This window comes from Streptomyces sp. NBC_00569 (assembly GCF_036345255.1).
Taxonomy (GTDB): Bacteria; Actinomycetota; Actinomycetes; order Streptomycetales; family Streptomycetaceae; genus Streptomyces.
Window position 1 is genome coordinate 3,337,921 of the sequence record NZ_CP107783.1, and the last position, 14,336, is coordinate 3,352,256.

The window sequence follows — 14,336 nt, forward strand, 5'->3', positions numbered from 1 at the left end:
GCCGGATGTCCGGGTACGGGCCGGTCAGGAGGCCGCGGGAGCGGCGGGGCTGTCGCGGTGGATGACGCGGGAGCGGGTCAGCAGCCCTCCGTCGCGGCGTACGAGCACGTCGTCGACGGTGAACGTCGGCTGGAAGGAGACCTTCCCTTCGCGGTCGGTCTGCGTGACCAGCGTGTAGTAGGAGACCCGGATGGTGTCCTCGTCCTGGGGGTCGGCCTCTATGAGGAGGTGGCCGAACCAGTGGCGTACGGCGATGTCCTTGTAGCGCGGCAGGTTGGCGCGCATCCCGGCGATCATCTCCACCCGGCCGCTCTGACGCTGACCGCCGGCGTGGACGACCTCCCCGTCGTCGGTGAACGTGTCGGCGAAGCCCTCGATGTCCAGGGCGTCGACCCGTCGCATCTGCTGGGCGTAGAACGTCTGCACCTCGGCGTACAGGTCACCCGTGACCTGCTGGCGGAGGGTCCCGACGGACTGAGACATGGCGAACTCCCTTCGCGGCGGCCCTTCCGGCCGCCTGTCGTCGGCATCAGCCTGCCGGGCGTGGCTGCAGCGTGACTGGAGAGGCGCTCGCGGTGACCGGCCGACGCCCCTGGCCAGCACGGTGAGTGAAATGGCAGGATCGCCCGCATGCCCAAGGCCCTCCCCCGTGTCAGCAGGCGCCGAGCCCTGGAGGGCTCGGCCGCCGCCCTCGTGGTCCTCGGGCTGCTCCTGTGGTGGCTGCTGCCGCTGGACGACGGGAGGCCGGGGGGCAGCGTGACCTTCAGCACGGGCCAGCGGACCGGGGTGTACGAGCGCTACGGCAACCTCCTGAAGACCGCGCTCGGCCACGACCTGCCGGACCTCGACGTGCGCCTGACGAACAGCGAGGGGTCCCAGGAGAACGTCGAGCGGGTCGCTACGGGGAAGGCCGATTTCACGATCGCGGCCGCCGACGCCGTGGAGAAGTACAGGCTTCAGGGCGGCGCCGGCGGGGACCGGCTGCGCGGCTGCGCCCGCCTGTACGACGACTACGTGCAGCTGGTCGTGCCCCGCTCGTCGTCGATCAGGTCGGTCCAGGACCTGCGCGGCCTCCGGGTCGCCGTGGGCGGGAAGGGATCCGGGGTACGGCTCATCGCGGAGCGCGTGGTCGAGGCGGCCGGCCTCGACCTGGAGAAGGACATGAAGCCGGTCTCCACGGGGATCGACGGCATGCCCCAGGCGCTCAAGAACGGCGACATCGACGCCTTCTTCTGGTCGGGCGGCCTGCCGACGGCCCATGTGCGCAAGCTGTCGGAGAACTACCCCATCCGTCTCGTCGAGCTCGGCGACCTCGTCGACGCGCTGCACAAGCAGGGCGGCGCGTCCCGCTACTACCGGGCCGCCGTCATGCCCGCGGACGCCTATCCGGACGCGCAGCAGGGTGCCTCGGTGCCCACGCTGGCGGTCGCGAACCTGCTGGTCACCACGGACCGTGCGGACCCCCGCCTCACGGAGGCGATGACGCGCACGGTGATAGACAGCCGCGACCACATCGGCACGCAGGTGCACGCGGCCCAGCTCGTGGACCTGCGGACGGCGCTCTACACGGATCCGCTGGCGCTGCACGAGGGAGCCCGCCGCTACTACCGCTCGGTGAAGCCGTAGGGCGCCGGCCCGCCGCCTCAGCCTTCCCGGTGCGTCCGGGGCACCGCCACCGTGACGCGCAGCCCGTGCGGCTCGTGAGGGGCGTACGTGAGGGAGCCGCCGCCCGCCGCGAGCAGCGCCCGCGAGATGGACAGGCCGAGGCCCGAGCCCTTGACGTTCTGGTGGCCGGCGCTGCGCCAGAACCGGTCACCGATCCGCGCGAGTTCGTCCTCGCGCAGGCCCGGCCCCCGGTCCGCCACCACGATCTCCGTGGACTCTCCGTTACGGGCGACGCAGACCTTCACCTCCTCGCCGGAGGGGGTGAATTTCAGGGCGTTGTCGATCACCGCGTCCAGGGCGCTCGACAGCGTCACGGGGTCCGCCCAGCCGGTGACCGCGGGGCATTCCTCGGTCAGCGTCACGCCCTTCTCGTCGGCGACGGGCCGCCAGGCGCCGACGCGTTCGGTCACCAGCTCGCCGATGTCCGTGAGCCGCAGGTCTGCCTCGGTGTGTTCAGCCAGGGCCAGGTCGAGGAGGTCGTCGAGGACCGAGGCGAGCCGCTTGCCCTCCGTGCGCACCGAGGCGATCTCCTCGTTCCCCTCGGGCAGTTCGAAGGCCAGGAGTTCGATGCGCAGGAGCAGGGCGGCGAGCGGATTGCGCAGTTGGTGCGAGGCGTCGGCGACGAAGGCGCGCTGCTGCTCCAGGACGTCCTCGACGTTGTCGGCCATCTCGTTGAACGACCGGGCCAGGCGCTGTAGTTCCGGCGGTCCGCCGGCCGAGGCGACGCGGGACTTCAGCCGTCCGGTGGCGATGTCGTGGGTGGTCGCGTCGAGGACGCGCACGGGCCGCAGGACCCAGCCCGTCAGCCGCAGCGCGGCGCCGACGGCCAGGAGCATCGCGGCCACCTCGCCCGCGGCGATGAGCAACCATCCCTGAAGCGTCTTGGAGCGCATCTTGCCGGTGGGCGAGTCGGTGACGACGACCGCGACGACGTCGCCGTCGCTGATGACGGGTGACGCGACGACGAGCCGGCCGCGCTGCCAGGGCCACACCTGCTGGGGGTCGTGGCTGCCGCGCGAGAACAGGGCCTCGTCGAAGGCCTCGCGCACGGCTCCGTCAGGGGGCAGCTGCCAGCCGTCCGGGGCGCGCCCCATGGGGTCACTGTTGCGGTAGAAGACGCCCGCGCGGATCCCGTACACCTCGTAGTAGCGGGTGAGTTCGTTCTGCAGGGTCTGCTGGCGCTCGTCCGTGACGCGTACGCGGGAACCCGTCGAGCGCTTGGTGACGAACTGGGCCAGCGCGGCAAAGCGTGCCGTGTCGTCGATGCGGTCGACGACGACCTTCTGCTGCTGGGCGGCCGCCACGCTCACGGCGAGCGGGAAGCCGAGCGCGAGCAGCACGCCCGCCATGAGGACGATGAGCAGCGGGAGGAGGCGAGCGCGCACCCGCGGCCTCTAGGCGGCCGGCGCGACGAGCCGGTACCCGACGCCGCGCACGGTCTCGATGAGGGCGGGCATGCGCAGCTTGGAGCGCAGGGACGCGACATGCACCTCCAGGGTGCGGCCCGTCCCCTCCCAACTGGTGCGCCAGACCTCGCTGATGATCTGTTCCCGGCGGAACACCACCCCGGGGCGCTGCGCGAGAAGCGCCAGGAGGTCGAACTCCTTGCGGGTCAGTTGGACAACCGAACCGTCCACGCTGACCTGGCGGGTGGGCAGTTCGATGTGCACGGACCCGAGCCGCAGACCGTCCTCGGCCGACGCGGAGGTGTCGTCCGGCACGCTGCGCCGGCTGACCGCGTGGATGCGGGCGAGCAGTTCCCCGGTGTCGTACGGCTTCACCACGTAGTCGTCCGCGCCGAGGTTGAGGCCGTGGATGCGGGAGCGTACGTCCGCGCGCGCGGTCACCATGATCACCGGTGTCGCCGTGCGCTTGCGGATCTTGCCGCACACCTCGTAGCCGTCCTGGTCGGGCAGGCCGAGATCGAGGAGCACGACCCCGAAGGCGTCCGCGTCGGGGACGAGCGCCCGGAGCGCTTCCTCGCCGCTGCGGGCGTGCCTCACGTCGAAGCCGTGCCGGGCGAGGACCGCCGACAGAGCGGCGGCGACATGGTCGTCGTCCTCGACGAGAAGCAGTCTCATCACGGCCCCCTTCGGTTCATCGGTCGTTCGGCCCCGGCACGCCGGCAGGCGCTATCCGTGCACGCGCGTGCGGCTCACCAGGGCATCCACTCCGAAACATAAGGACGCCGTCAAGAGCGTTCCGGTTACGGACGGCTTCCGTTATCCAGCCGGTACGCACAGGGGCACCCCTCTTCACACACAGGGGCACTCTCTTCACGCATCGTGGCCGGTCGAAGCCGGATCGTTATGCTCAAGTTCCCCTCAGATGTAATGACGCTGGTTGTACGCCATTACTACTGTCCTCCCAACCGAGGAGGATGGAGCAAGACCCCGATGACCGATGTATCGGTGACCAAGGACGCCATTCCCGCGGCCGACGAGCTGGTCGTGCTGAACCAAGTCAACAAGCACTTCGGCGCGCTGCACGTGCTCCAGGACATCGACCTGACCATCGCGCGTGGTGAGGTCGTCGTCGTCATCGGACCCTCGGGCTCCGGCAAGTCGACGCTGTGCCGCACGATCAACCGCCTGGAGACCGTCGACACGGGTGCCATCACGATCGACGGCAAGCCGCTGCCCCAGGAGGGCAAGGAGCTGGCCCGCCTCCGCGCTGACGTGGGCATGGTCTTCCAGTCCTTCAACCTCTTCGCGCACAAGACCGTGCTCGAGAACGTGATGCTGGGGCAGATCAAGGTCCGCAAGACGGACAAGAAGGCGGCCGAGGCCAAGGCGCGCACCCTGCTCGACCGGGTGGGCGTCGGCACGCAGGCGGACAAGTACCCCGCACAGCTCTCCGGCGGGCAGCAGCAACGCGTCGCGATCGCACGGGCGTTGGCGATGGACCCCAAGATCATGCTCTTCGACGAGCCGACGTCGGCCCTCGACCCCGAGATGATCAACGAGGTCCTCGAGGTCATGCAGCAGCTCGCCCGTGACGGCATGACGATGATCGTCGTCACCCACGAGATGGGCTTCGCACGCTCGGCGGCCAACCGCGTGGTCTTCATGGCGGACGGACGGATCGTCGAAGAGGCCACCCCCGACCAGTTCTTCAGCAACCCGCGCAGCGACCGGGCCAAGGACTTCCTGTCGAAGATCCTGCACCACTGACGCCGACGCACGGGCGTCCGACTTTCCCACGGCCGAATTCTGCCGACACGAAGGATATTCACCATGAAGCTCCGCAAGTCCGCCGCCGCGGCGGCCACTGTCGCCGTGCTCGCCCTCGCCGCCACCGCGTGCGGCGGCGACTCCGGCAACGCCGGTGACAAGCCCGCCGGCGGCGCCGGCGGCAAGGGCCAGCCGAAGCTGCCCACGTACACGGTCGCCTCGGGCGTGAAGCTGGACTCCGCGACGCTGAAGCGGGCGCAGAAGGCCGGAAAGATCGTCATCGGCGCCAAGAACGACCAGCCGTACCTCGGTTTCCAGGACACCGACGGCAAGCGCTCCGGCTTCGACATCGAGATCGCCAAGATGGTCGCCGCCGACCTCGGCTTCAAGCCGTCGCAGATCGAGTTCAAGACGATCGACTCGAACGTCCGTGAGACGACCATCTCCAAGGGCGAGGTCGACCTCTACGTAGGCACGTACACGATCAACGACGAGCGCAAGAAGCAGGTCGGTTTCGCCGGCCCGTACTTCATGGCCGGCGCCGACCTCCTCGTCCGCGGCGACGAGAAGGGCATCACGGGCCCCGAGTCCGTCAAGGGCAAGACGGTCTGCTCCATCAAGGGCTCGACCCCGCTCCAGGAGATCAAGAAGGCCAAGTACGGCGCCAAGACCGTCGAGCTGTCCAAGTACTCCGAGTGCGTGCAGCAGCTGCTCAACAACGAGGTCGACGCCGTCACCACCGACGACGCGATCCTCAAGGGCTACGCCGCCCAGCGCCCCGGCAAGCTGAAGGTCGTCGGCAAGCCGTTCACCGAGGAGCCCTACGGCGTCGGCATGAACAAGGACGACAAGGCGCTGCGCGAGGCGGTCTCGAACGCCCTCGAGGCGCACGAGAAGAACGGCGACTACAAGAAGGCGTACGACGCGACGCTCGGCCTGTCCAAGTCCGCGTACACCGCGCCGCCGGCGCTCGAGCGCTACTGACGCGCTGACGGTGCGGGCCCCGGCCCGCACCGTACGACCCCCCGGCAGTGACCGGCCCGCCACGGGCGCCACCGCACAGTGCGCCCGTGGCACGGTCCTCGCTGCCTGTCCGCCGCCGCCCACGAGGACATCCCCGTGAACGTATTGCTCGACCATCTCGCGGAATTCCGCGAGGGGTTCATAGGCACCGTCCTGCTGACCCTGGCCAGCGGGCTCCTCGCGATGGTCCTGGGTGTCATCATCGCCGGGTTCCGTGTCTCACCCGTGCCCCCGCTGCGCTTCTTCGGCACCGCCTGGGTCACGCTCTTCAGGAACACCCCGCTGACCCTGCTCTTCCTTGTGGCGTGGTTCGTCGTTCCGGTCATCTTCATGCCGGGCCTCAGCCCGTGGGCCAAGGCCCTCATGGCGCTGGGCTTCTACACCTCGGCGTTCGTGTGCGAGGCCGTCCGGTCCGGCATCGGCACGGTGCCGCTGGGACAGGCCGAGGCCGCCCGGTCCATCGGAATGACCTTCTTCCAGACGCTGCGCCTGATCATCCTTCCGCAGGCCACCCGCACCGTCCTGCCGCCGCTCAGCTCGATCTTCATCGCGCTGACGAAGAACTCGGCGATCGCGGGCGCGTTCAGTGTCACCGAGCTGTTCGGTGTGCAGAAGCTGCTCAGCGACCAGGGCTTCGCCATCGCCTGGATCTTCCTCTGGGTGGCTCTCGGCTACCTGGTCATCACCTTCACCATCAGCGGTCTCTTCCGGCTGCTCGAGCGGCGCATGGGGGTCGCACGATGAGTTCGAGCGTCCTGTACGACGCACCGGGCCCCAGGGCCCGGGTGCGCAACCGCATCTACACGGTCGCCGGCTCCCTGGCCGTGCTCGGCCTGGTCGCGTTCACCCTCTACCGGATGAACGTCAAGGGGCAGCTGGAGCCCGAGGTCTGGAACATCTTCAACAACGCCGGTGTGCGGACCAGCATCCGCGACGGCGTGGTCACCACGCTGAAGGTGTTCGCCGTCGCCGGCGTGCTCTCCCTGGTGCTCGGCCTGCTCCTGGCCGTCGCGCGCCTGTCCGAGCACAAGACGGTCCGCTGGGCCGCCACCGGCTTCATCGAACTGTTCCGCGCGATCCCGCTGCTGATCACGATCTACGCCCTGTGGTTCCTGTTCCTGACCTACAAGAACGACCTCGGCGTCGTCGGCGACAACACCGCCTTCTGGGCGCTCGTCATCGGCCTGACCGTCTACAACGGCTGTGTGCAGGCCGAGGTGATCCGGGCGGGCGTCAACGCCGTGCCGCGCGGACAGGTGGAAGCCGCGTACGCGCTGGGACTGCGCAAGTCGCAGGTCATGACGATGCTGCTGCTGCCGCAGGCCGTGCGCTCCATGCTGCCGACGATGATCAGTCAGCTCGTGGTGACCCTCAAGGACACCTCGCTCGGCTACATCATCACGTACAGCGAGCTGCTGTTCGCGGCCCGCACGATGGCCAGCAACATCATCGTCAACGGCGAGAACCCCATCACCGCGGTGGTCATCGTCGTCGGCGCGATCTACGTGGCACTGTGTCTGGCCCTGGCCGGGCTCGCCACCTGGATCGAGCGGCGCGGCCGTCGCGCGAAGACGGGCATCGCGGTGGCTGCCGCCACCGAGCCCTCCGTCGTGGACGGGACCGACTGAGCGGCTCTGCAGAAGAACTGACGAGATGTGAGCAAACGGAGGCAGTGGCCTGATCGCCGCTGCCTCCGTCACTTGACGCAAGCACCCGCAATGGGTTGCATACGTTCTGTGATCGCGCACCCCGCTCCAACTGCCCTTTCTTGTACGCCTCCCACAGCACTCCCCGGGGCAGGAGGAGTCGCGCCGTGGACCCGGTGATCGTCGTCGGCGCGGGTCCTGTCGGGCTCACGCTCTCCCTCGCTCTCGCCCGCCACGGCGTGCCCTCCGTCGTGCTCGACGAGGGCCCCGGCAAGGACGAACAGCGCCCCGCACGGACCGTGATCCTCCGCGAGGACACCGCCGCCCTCGTGGAGCGGCTCGCCCGGACGTCGTTCGACGCGACGGGCGCGCGCTGGACGGGCTGGCGTTCCCTGCGGCGCAAACAGGTGATGCGGGAGCTCTCCTTCGGTGAGCAGATGCCCTCGCCCCTGCATCTGGCCCAGCACGAACTGACGGGCGCCCTGCGGGAGGCAGCCGCCGGCGAGCGGCTCATCAAGGTCGCCGTGAACAGCCGCCTCGACTCGATCGAGCAGGAGAGCGGCGCGCTGACCGCACACACCCGCGGCCCGAAGGGCACCTGGTGGCGCGGGAGCTTCCTGGTGGGCTGCGACGGCCCGCGCTCCACGGTCCGCAAGCTGCTAGACATCCGCTTCCCCGGCCGCACGTCCGTCGAGCGACACGCCGTCGCCGCGCTGCGCACGGAACTTCCCTGGCCCGGTGAGGCGTTGCTTCATCGGAACCTTCCCTGGCGGACGTCGGGCCCGTCCGGCGGAGAGGTCGTCGGCCGCCCCCTCGCCGACGGCGTCTGGCGCCTCGACTGGCTGCTGCCGCCCCGCAGCGAGCTGGTCACGCCCGACATCCTGGTGACCCGCATCCGGGAGACGCTGGCCGGCTGGTGCTCCGGCTCCACACCGCCGTACGAGCTGCTGGACACGGGAGTGCACACGGTTCACCACCGCCTGGCCAGGCGGTGGCGGGTCGGCCGGGTCTTCCTCGCCGGGGACGCCGCGCACCTGCTCGGCGCGCTCGGCACCCAGGGTCTCGACGAGGGCCTGAGGGACGCGGACAACCTCGCCTGGAAGCTGGCCCTCGCCTGGCACGACGGCCCGCACGAGGCGCTCCTCGACAGCTATCAGGCCGAGCGCCGCGCCGTCGTCGCGGGCCGGCTGCGCGCCGCCGATCAGGCGCTGCCGATACTGCGGGGCGGCAAGGGGCTGCGCTCGTACGTCGCCGGATCCACGCGCGGCCATGACGCGCTGCTCACGGACGGTCACCTGGGGCACGGGGCGCTGGGCGCTCCGGGGACGTACGGCGAATCGTCTCTCGCACCGGAGCCCTCCGAAGCGGCGGTCGACGTGGGTACGGCTCCCGGCGCGCCCGTCCGGGACGTGCGGGTCACCGCCCCGGACGGGTCCTTCGCCCGGCTGCGGGACCGGCTCGGCCTCGGGCACCTGCTCGTCGTCCTGATCGCACCCGGCACGGGTGTGTGGGAGCGGCGGCACTGGGTCTCGGCCGGGGTCATGCCACGGCTCGCGGCCGCCGTCACGGCCCTGCCGCACGAGGCGGAGCTGCTCGTCGCGGAGAGTTACCCGGGCGCCCCGGCGCACTCCGTTCTGCTGGTGCGCCCGGACGGCCACCTGGTCACGGCCCTGAGCGGGGTGCGTCCCGCTGAGCTGTACGCGGCCGCGCAAGCCGCGCTCGGGGGGCCCGTGGAGGACGGCGCGAAGGCCGGGAGCGCAGCCGGAACGAGTTGACCGACCCCCTCCGCCATGGTGTACTCCGGAGCGTGACCGACACCGATGTGCGCCTGTGGCGGAGGGTCCATATGGACCTCGTCCGCTATGCGGGCTGCGTGTGTCGTCCGTCCTGCTGAATTCGCCTCTCCCCTGTGCGCGCCCCTTTCCCCGGGTTCACCGGTCCTTCCGGTTCCTCCGGGCCTTCTCGCGCGCTTTCCGCGAACCTTCAGGACGGTATCCGTGTCTGCCTCAGCCACCCCTTCCCTGGTGACCGCCGCACCCACGCAGCGTGACCTCCTCGACTTCGTACGCCGTACCGCCGAGGACCATGAACTCATCGCCTCGCTCCCCCTGGACCCCGAGGGCCGCACATGGGTGCGGCTCGAAGGCCCCGGCGGCAGTGAGGCCTGGCTCATCGGCTGGCCGCCCCGCACCGGCACCGGCTGGCACGACCACGCCGAATCCGTCGGTGCCTTCCTCACGGCGTCGGGCGAGCTCAAGGAGAACTCACTCGCGGCCCGGCTGCCCGCCGACGGCTGGAAGACGCTCGAACTGGCCGAAGGAGTCGACCGCGAACGGACATTGGCCGCGGGCACGGGCAGGGCCTTCGGGCAGCACCATGTGCACGAGGTTCTCAACGAGTCCGGGCGCGAGCACGCGATCTCCGTGCACGCCTACTACCCGCCGCTCCCGCAGATCCGCCGCTACAGCCGCACGGGCTCGGTGCTGCGACTCGAGACCGTGGAGCGGCCGGAGGACTGGCAGTGAGCGGAGAGGGCAGGGTGGGTGACGTGACCGTTGGAGTGAGTGACGTGAGCGGCTCGCGGGCTGAACGGCCCGAGGGCATCGACGAGTTGCTCGACCGGGTGCGGCTCGGCCTGGACCGGGTCGAGACCGATGAGGCGTACACGGCCGCCACGGCGGGGGACGCGCTCCTCGTCGACATCCGCTACGCGGCGCTGCGCGAGCGGGACGGGCTGATCCCCGGGGCACTCGTGGTGGAGCGCAACGAACTGGAGTGGCGGCTCGATCCGCAGGGCAGCCATCGCGCTGCCGAGGCCACGAGCCACGATCTGCGCGTCGTGGTCGTCTGCAACGAGGGCTACGCGTCGAGCCTCGCCGCTGTCTCCCTGAGGCAGTTGGGGCTGCACCGGGCCACGGATCTGGTCGGCGGTTTCCAGGCCTGGAAGGCGGCGGGGCTGCCGGTGGCCGAGTGACGGTCGCGTGCGGCTGTAGGAGTACGTGATGGTGGGCGCCCCCCGATGTAAGGGGCGCCCACCATTGCGTACTGCCCCTTACTCCTTGGCTGTTGCCACCTCTACCGGTCGGGGCTTCAGGGCGGCGCGGCCCGGCAGTGCGGTCGCGGTGAGCGCGAGGAGTCCGGCGGCGGCGACCACGGCCACGTAGACGAGGGGTGTGACGGCGGGGGCGGCACTGCCGGTCATGCCGACGCTGAACGCCGTCAGGACGGCCAGTGCGATACCGCTGCCCAGGGTCGTGCCGATGAACAGCACGGCGAGGGCCTCGGTGCGCAGCATCCTCAGGACCTGACGGCGGGTGGCGCCCGCGAGGCGGAGCATCGCGAACTCCCGGATCCGTTCGGAGACCGACATCGCGAGGGTGTTGACGACGGCGATCGCGGTGAACGCGAGGATCAGGCCCATGGCGAGGAGGTTGACCTCGGCGTTGTCCTGCTGGCGTTCGGCCTGCAGGTCGTCGGCCGCCTCGGGGGCGAGAACGCGCAGACCGGGGAACTCCCGGACCGTACCCGTGAGTTGTTCCTGTGTCCGGCTGGTCCTGACGAGTACGGAGGAGGCGAGGGGATTGTCGACGTGCCGGGCCACCAGGTCATGGGCCAGGGTCAGATCCCCGAAGCCGAGACCCTTCGCGTAGACGGCCGCCACAGTGAGGGTGGCCGGTGTGCCGTCCCCGAGCGTCAGCCTGCTGCCGGGCTTCAAGTGGAGTCGATCGGCGGCGAGTTCGCTGACGGCGGCGCCGTCCCGTCGGAAGTCCTTCAGTGATCCCGAGGTGACGTCCGGGTCCCACGTACGCGTGAGGCCTTCGCGGGTGACGCCCTGAGTCGGGTACTTGTCGAGTCCTACACGCACGGTGGTGCGGACGATCTCGGTCGCGACGGTGCCCTTGGCCGTGCGGAGCTTGCGTGCGGCCTCGGCGGGGACGCCTGGGCCCTGGGCCGCGACGATCCAGTCGGCCCGGATGCCTTCGCGTGCCTGAGCTCGTGCCGCGTTGCCCAGGGTCGGCTGGGTGAAGAGGACGGTGCAGGTCATGCCGATGAGGAGGGCGAGCGGGGTGACGGCGGCGGCCATCCGGGCGGCGTTGCCGTGGAGGTTGGCGGTGGCCAGCTTGCCGCCGGGCCCGGTGAGGCGCAGCGGTCCGGCCAGGAGGGCCGCGGCGCCCTTCACGAGGAGCGGGCCGAGCAATGCGACGGAGGAGGCGAGGACGACAACAGCGAGGAAGGTCACGGGAGTTGACGCCGGTTCGGTACGCAGCACGCTGAGCACGGCGACGAGGACAGCGCCTCCCGCGAGAAGCGCGATCCCGGCCGCGACTCGACCCCAGGCGGGCCGGGCACGCTCGACCCTGGCCTCCGTGAGCGCTTCGGCCGGGCGGATACGGGCGATTCGGCGGGCGGAGATCCGGGCGGCGGCCCAGGCGCCGAGGAGCGTGGCACCGACGGCCCCGAACAAGGGGAAGACGCTGACGGTCCGTTCGAGCGTCGGCGGTACCGCTCCGAGTTCGACGAAGCGGTGATACAGCCACCCTCCGAGCGGAAGCCCGGCGAGGGAGCCGAGGACACCCGCGGCAGCTCCGACGATGAGCGCCTCACGGCCCAGGAGCTTGCGGATCTGCCCGGGCGTGGCCGCGATGGCACGCAGCAGGGCGAGTTCGCGGTGGCGTTGCTGAACGGAGAGCGCGAAGGTGCCGACGACGACGAGGACCGCGACGAGAAGGGAGGTGCCGCCCATCGCGCCGCCCATGCTGACGAGCTTGACACGAGCACCCGCTGCGTCGAGGAACTCGACAGGGCCACGGGCGTCGCCGGTGGCGACCTGGGCGGTCGTGCCGTCGAGCACCCTGGCGACGGCACGCGCCAGCTCTGCCGGCTTCTGGCCGGGGGCGGGGATGACGCCGAGGGCGGTGACCTGGCCGGGGTGGTCGGCGAGGCGGCGGGCCTCCGAAGGGGTGAAGAACAGGGAGGTCTGGTGGGTCACTGACGCATGCCCGGCGGGCGCGGCGATCCCGGTGACGCGGTAGGTGCGCGGCGCTTGGGTGGACTGGACGGTCAGGCTGTCTCCGGGCGTCAGGTGGGCACGGTCCGCCAGGTCCCGGTCCACTACGAGGTCTTGGGGCTCGGCGGGTGGGGTCCCGGCGGTCAGGGCGTAGGGGGTCAGCGCGGCGGAGTCCCAGGCGTGGCCGTACGCGGGCCTGTCGGGCGCGGCGGCTCCCGGCGCCAAGGCCTGGGCCAGGAAGGTGAGTTCGGGGACGACCCGCTCGACGCCCGGGAGGTCGCGGATCCGTCCCGCGGTGCCCTCGGGCAACCAGGCCCGCTCGGCGATGGGTTTGGCCTTGTGCTTGACCTTGGTCTTGCCCTTCTTGTGCTTGACCGTGGTCCGGTGGACGTTCTGGTCGGCGGAGACGACCACGGGGGCGGCCGCGTACCGCTCGGTGCGGATGGTGCCGCGCAGGCCGGTCTCCAGAAGAGTGCCGCAGGCCGTGATGAGGGCGGCCGCGCACATGAGGGCGAGAAAGGCACCGAGGAACCCCCCTTTGCGGTCCCGGACGGTGTGCAGTGCGTAGCGCAGCATCATGGCGTATCCGTCTCTGTGGTGGTGCGGGAGGCCGGGATTCCCTCGGCCGAAGCCTGACTTTTGTCGGCGGGAGCGGCTCGGTGGGCCGGGGCGTCCCCGGCGGAGACCTGGCGCGCGTGGGCGTCGTCGGCGGGAGCTCGGCGCGCCGGAGCGTGATGTACCGGGGCATCGCCGACCGGAACCTGGCGCGCCGGAGCGTGATGCGCCTGGGCGTCGTCGACGGGAGCTCGGCGCGCCGGAGCGTGATGTACCGGGGCATCGCCGACCGGAACCTGGCGCGCCGGAGCGTGATGCGCCTGGGCATCGTCGACGGGAGCTCGGCGCGCCGGAGCGTGATGTACCGGGGCATCGCCGACCGGAACCTGGCGCGCCGGAGCCTGGTGCGCCCTGACATCGCCGACGGTCACCTGGCGCACGGAAGCCGGGCGCACCGAGGCATCGCCGACCGGAACCTGGTGCACCGTGGCATCACCGGCGGCAGCTCGGTGCGCCGGAGCCTGACCTGCCGGGGCATCACCGGCCGCAGCTCGGTGCGCCGAGGCCTGGTGCACCGAGGCGTCGCCCGCACGGGTGCCGTCGGCGCAGGTGTCATCCGCGCGGGTGCCGTCGGCGCGGGTCGGTGCCGGGAAGGCGAGCAGGCGGGTCAGGACGGTGCGTGCGCCGTCCGGGGTCTCGCTGTCGGGGCGCGTGTAGCGGTTGAGGAGGGCGATGAACTCCTCGAAGAACGTGCGAAGTTCGGGCAGCGTGAGCCGGATCGTGCCGCGCGAGTAGGGGAAGGCGTCGGCCCACTCCCCCAGGTCCTGCCCCTGCCGCTGGAGTTGCTCGAAGAGTTCGAGGTCGGCGGCGTACGAGAGGTGGTTCAACTCGTCCATGACGAGCCGGGTTTCGATGTTCTGGCGGCTGCGGGGCGGGAAGCGGCGGTCGCCCGGGACCGCTCGCCACCAGCGCTCACGGCCACCCACGCTCCGGCCCTGGGTCGAGCTTTCCTCGGCGAATCCATAGCGGGCCAGCTCACGCAGGTGGTAGCTGGTGGCACCCGTGTTGAGCCCGAGGTCGCGGGCCAGCATCGCGGAGGTCGCGGGGCCGTGGAGGGTGAGGTGCTGGAGGATCTGCTGGCGACGGGGCTGCGCCAGCGCCTTCAGAGCGCTGAGATCGCTCAGCTCCTGGCCGCCGGCGGGAGCGGCGGAGCCGGGTTCCGGTGTCATACCTACACACTCACCTGTGCACACACCCCTGTGCACT

General features: G+C 70.8%; 14 protein-coding genes. 9 read left to right on the forward strand and 5 right to left on the reverse strand.

Annotated features, from left to right (window positions below):
- Nucleotides 1–24 precede the first annotated feature (24 nt).
- Complete coding sequence (locus OHO83_RS14955; RefSeq protein WP_116509098.1) at nt 25–483, reverse strand: nuclear transport factor 2 family protein; 459 nt, start codon at nt 481–483, stop codon at nt 25–27.
- 147 nt (nt 484–630) lie between these two features.
- Here OHO83_RS14955 and OHO83_RS14960 point away from each other — a divergent pair, with 147 nt between their 5' ends.
- Nucleotides 631–1,626, forward strand: coding sequence for a TAXI family TRAP transporter solute-binding subunit (locus OHO83_RS14960; protein ID WP_266674849.1), 996 nt, complete (start codon nt 631–633; stop codon nt 1,624–1,626).
- 17 nt (nt 1,627–1,643) lie between these two features.
- On the opposite strand, the gene OHO83_RS14965 is transcribed toward OHO83_RS14960, so the two are convergent.
- Nucleotides 1,644–3,050: a HAMP domain-containing sensor histidine kinase gene (locus OHO83_RS14965; protein WP_330279606.1), complete on the reverse strand. Its 1,407-nt coding sequence runs from the start codon at nt 3,048–3,050 to the stop codon at nt 1,644–1,646.
- Between the two features lie 9 nt (nt 3,051–3,059).
- Nucleotides 3,060–3,746 (reverse strand): response regulator transcription factor, encoded by a 687-nt coding sequence (locus OHO83_RS14970; protein ID WP_266674847.1) that lies wholly within the window; start codon nt 3,744–3,746, stop codon nt 3,060–3,062.
- A 315-nt stretch (nt 3,747–4,061) separates the two neighbouring features.
- Between OHO83_RS14970 and OHO83_RS14975 the strand changes: the two genes are divergently transcribed.
- From OHO83_RS14975 to OHO83_RS15010, 8 genes are all read left to right on the forward strand, one after another.
- Complete coding sequence (locus OHO83_RS14975) at nt 4,062–4,838, forward strand: amino acid ABC transporter ATP-binding protein (RefSeq protein WP_330279607.1); 777 nt, start codon at nt 4,062–4,064, stop codon at nt 4,836–4,838.
- A gap of 63 nt (nt 4,839–4,901) precedes the next feature.
- Complete coding sequence (locus OHO83_RS14980) at nt 4,902–5,822, forward strand: glutamate ABC transporter substrate-binding protein (protein ID WP_266674846.1); 921 nt, start codon at nt 4,902–4,904, stop codon at nt 5,820–5,822.
- 135 nt (nt 5,823–5,957) lie between these two features.
- Entirely contained in the window at nt 5,958–6,605 is a 648-nt protein-coding gene (locus OHO83_RS14985) for an amino acid ABC transporter permease (protein WP_266674845.1), read from the forward strand.
- A complete protein-coding gene (locus OHO83_RS14990) occupies nt 6,602–7,489 on the forward strand; it encodes an amino acid ABC transporter permease (protein ID WP_329433822.1) in 888 nt (295 codons plus the stop codon). Before OHO83_RS14985 ends, OHO83_RS14990 begins: the two co-directional genes overlap by 4 nt.
- Nucleotides 7,490–7,674: 185 nt before the next feature.
- Nucleotides 7,675–9,282, forward strand: coding sequence for an FAD-dependent monooxygenase (locus OHO83_RS14995; protein WP_329433823.1), 1,608 nt, complete (start codon nt 7,675–7,677; stop codon nt 9,280–9,282).
- A gap of 71 nt (nt 9,283–9,353) precedes the next feature.
- The gene (locus OHO83_RS15000; protein WP_309506048.1) at nt 9,354–9,401 is read left to right on the forward strand and encodes a hypothetical protein; all 48 of its coding nucleotides are present in this window, start codon (nt 9,354–9,356) and stop codon (nt 9,399–9,401) included.
- A 103-nt stretch (nt 9,402–9,504) separates the two neighbouring features.
- A complete protein-coding gene (locus OHO83_RS15005; protein ID WP_266674842.1) occupies nt 9,505–10,032 on the forward strand; it encodes a cysteine dioxygenase in 528 nt (175 codons plus the stop codon).
- 23 nt (nt 10,033–10,055) lie between these two features.
- A complete protein-coding gene (locus tag OHO83_RS15010; protein ID WP_266674841.1) occupies nt 10,056–10,481 on the forward strand; it encodes a rhodanese-like domain-containing protein in 426 nt (141 codons plus the stop codon).
- Between the two features lie 78 nt (nt 10,482–10,559).
- On the opposite strand, the gene OHO83_RS15015 is transcribed toward OHO83_RS15010, so the two are convergent.
- The gene (locus OHO83_RS15015; RefSeq protein ID WP_330279608.1) at nt 10,560–13,094 is read right to left on the reverse strand and encodes an ABC transporter permease; all 2,535 of its coding nucleotides are present in this window, start codon (nt 13,092–13,094) and stop codon (nt 10,560–10,562) included.
- Entirely contained in the window at nt 13,091–14,299 is a 1,209-nt protein-coding gene (locus tag OHO83_RS15020; protein WP_330279609.1) for a helix-turn-helix domain-containing protein, read from the reverse strand. Before OHO83_RS15020 ends, OHO83_RS15015 begins: the two co-directional genes overlap by 4 nt.
- Nucleotides 14,300–14,336 lie beyond the last annotated feature (37 nt).

Coding starts and splice junctions, on each gene's coding strand:
- OHO83_RS15020 (WP_330279609.1), bottom strand. CDS start 14,299: ATGACACCGGAACCCGGCTCCGCCGCTCCCGCCGGCGGCCAGGAGCTG.
- OHO83_RS14955 (WP_116509098.1), bottom strand. CDS start 483: ATGTCTCAGTCCGTCGGGACCCTCCGCCAGCAGGTCACGGGTGACCTG.
- OHO83_RS14975 (WP_330279607.1), top strand. CDS start 4,062: ATGACCGATGTATCGGTGACCAAGGACGCCATTCCCGCGGCCGACGAG.
- OHO83_RS14970 (WP_266674847.1), bottom strand. CDS start 3,746: ATGAGACTGCTTCTCGTCGAGGACGACGACCATGTCGCCGCCGCTCTG.
- OHO83_RS15015 (WP_330279608.1), bottom strand. CDS start 13,094: ATGATGCTGCGCTACGCACTGCACACCGTCCGGGACCGCAAAGGGGGG.
- OHO83_RS14990 (WP_329433822.1), top strand. CDS start 6,602: ATGAGTTCGAGCGTCCTGTACGACGCACCGGGCCCCAGGGCCCGGGTG.
- OHO83_RS14960 (WP_266674849.1), top strand. CDS start 631: ATGCCCAAGGCCCTCCCCCGTGTCAGCAGGCGCCGAGCCCTGGAGGGC.
- OHO83_RS14980 (WP_266674846.1), top strand. CDS start 4,902: ATGAAGCTCCGCAAGTCCGCCGCCGCGGCGGCCACTGTCGCCGTGCTC.